Genomic DNA, 2,256 nt, shown 5'->3' with positions numbered 1-2,256 from the left:
GCGCTCGCCGCCGGCGACCGCCCGCTGGCCATGGCCGACCGCGCCGAGCTGCTGCGCCGGCTGTGCGTGGCGCTGGAGCGGCCCGGTGTGGACGGCGTGCTGGGCACCCCCGACGTGATCGAGGATCTGCTGCTCCTCGGCGTCCTGGACGACAAGGTCGTCATCGGCTCGATGAACCGCGGCGGGCTGGTCGGGGCCTCGTTCGAGATCGACGACCGGTTCACCGCCTACGACGCGCCGTCGATCGCCGAACGAGGCCTGGACGGCGGCAAGATGCTGCTGCGGATCGACGACGAGGACCCGGCGACCGCCCGCACGCTGGAGTCGTGCGCGCACGCGGTGACCGGCCTCGCCCGGCACGGGCTGATGGCGATGGTCGAGCCGTTCATCTCCCGGCGCGACGGCGGACGGGTCCGCAACGTGCTCACCCCGGAGGCCATGACGCGGGCCGTCGCGATCGCCTCGGGGCTGGGCGCCAGCTCGGCCCACACCTGGCTGAAGGTGCCGGTCGTCGACGAGATGGAACGTGTGATGGCGGCCTCGACGCTGCCGGCGCTGCTGCTCGGCGGCGAGGTCACCGACGACCGGGACGCCGCGCCGGCGAACTGGCGCAAGGCCCTGGCCCTGCCCAGCGTGATGGGCATCGTGGCCGGCCGCACCCTGTTGTATCCGCCCGGAGACGACGTCGCGGCCGCCGTGGACGCGGCGGTGGAGGTCATGCCTTGACAGAGCACCACCTGCCCCAGGGAAGCACGGCGTCCGCGCCGTACGGTCTGGTCGTCACGCCGGAGACGGCGGGCTGGACCTACTCCGGGCTGCGGACGCTGGAGATCGACGGCGAGTACGTGTTCGAGACGGGGGAGGAGGAGATGCTCGTGCTGCCGCTGAACGGCGGCTGCACGGTCGAGTGCGACGGCGTGACCTTCGAGGTCGCCGGGCGCAAGGACGTCTTCTCCCGCGTCACCGACTTCGTGTACGTGCCACGCGAGGCCACCGTGCGCGTACGGGGGAGCGGGCGGTTCGCGCTGCCGTCGGCGCGGTGCGAGCGGCGCCTGACCGCCCGGTACGGCCCGGCCGAGGACGTGCCGGTCGAGCTGCGCGGCGCGGGCGTCGCCAGCCGCCAGGTGAACAACTTCTGCACCCCGGAGGCCTTCCCGTACGCCGACAAGCTGATCGCCTGCGAGGTGATCACGCCGGGCGGCTGCTGGTCCTCCTACCCGCCGCACAAGCACGACGAAGTACGCGAGGGCGAGTGCGAGCTGGAGGAGATCTACTACTTCGAGGTGGCCGGCGGCGGCATGGCCTACCAGCGGGTGTACGGCACCGAGGACCGGCCGATCGACGTGCTGGCCGAGGTGCGCAGCGGAGACGTCGTGGTCATCCCGCACGGCTGGCACGGCCCGTCGATGGCCACACCGGGGTACGACCTGTACTACCTGAACGTCATGGCCGGTCCGGGAGCGGAGCGGCAGTGGCTGATCTGCGACGATCCCGCGCACGCGTGGATTCGTGCGACCTGGGCGGGGCAGGAGCCCGACCCCCGCCTTCCCCTGACGACCTCGGCAGCGGAGTGACCATGAGGCTCACCACCGGACAGGCGATCGTCCGTTTCCTGGCGAACCAGTGGACCGAGCGCGACGGCGAGCGGCAGCGGTTCTTCGCCGGGTGCTTCGGCATCTTCGGGCACGGCAACGTCGCGGGGATCGGCGAGGCGCTGCTGGAGTACGGCACGGACCTGCCGTACCACCAGGCCCGCAACGAGCAGGCGATGGTGCACACCGCGGTCGGCTTCGCGCGGGCGCACGACCGGCTGCGCGCGTTCGCGTGCACCAGCTCGATCGGGCCGGGCGCGACCAACATGGTGACCGGCGCGGCGCTGGCGACCGTCAACCGGATCCCGGTGCTGCTGCTGCCCGGCGACATCTTCGCCACCCGCGCCGCCAACCCCGTGCTCCAGGAGCTGGAGGACCCGCGTTCGTACGACGTGTCGGTCAATGACGCGTTCAAGCCGGTGTCGCGGTTCTGGGACCGGATCAACCGGCCCGAGCAGCTCCCCTCCGCGCTGCTGGCCGCGATGCGCGTGCTGACCGACCCGGCCGAGACCGGCGCGGTGACCCTGGCGCTGCCGCAGGACGTGCAGGCCGAGGCGTACGACTGGCCCGAGGAACTGTTCGCCGAGCGGGTCTGGCACGTGGCGCGGCCCGTGCCCGAGCCCGCCGCGCTCGCGCGGGCGGCCGAGCTGATCCGCGGCGCCGA

Annotated in this window: 3 protein-coding genes; all 3 read left to right on the top strand. The window is 72.7% G+C overall.

Annotation, left to right across the window (positions count from 1 at the left end; all coding sequences use genetic code 11):
• The coding region (locus ACFFNX_RS48125; protein WP_378213135.1) for a Cgl0159 family (beta/alpha)8-fold protein at window positions 1-726 on the top strand (726 nt) is incomplete at its 5' end.
• A complete protein-coding gene (iolB, locus tag ACFFNX_RS48120; protein ID WP_378213133.1) occupies window positions 723-1,574 on the top strand; it encodes a 5-deoxy-glucuronate isomerase in 852 nt (283 codons plus the stop codon). The genes ACFFNX_RS48125 and iolB, both read left to right, overlap by 4 nt.
• Window positions 1,575-1,576: 2 nt before the next feature.
• Window positions 1,577-2,256: thiamine pyrophosphate-binding protein (locus ACFFNX_RS48115; RefSeq protein ID WP_378213132.1), on the top strand; the 680-nt coding region annotated here is incomplete at its 3' end.

Origin of the sequence: Actinoallomurus acaciae, assembly GCF_042429965.1 — a bacterium.
In the GTDB taxonomy this organism is placed as follows: Bacteria; Actinomycetota; Actinomycetes; order Streptosporangiales; family Streptosporangiaceae; genus Actinoallomurus; species Actinoallomurus acaciae.
The sequence above is the reverse complement of the archived record's forward strand: the minus strand, read 5'-3'. Positions and strand labels throughout refer to the sequence as shown.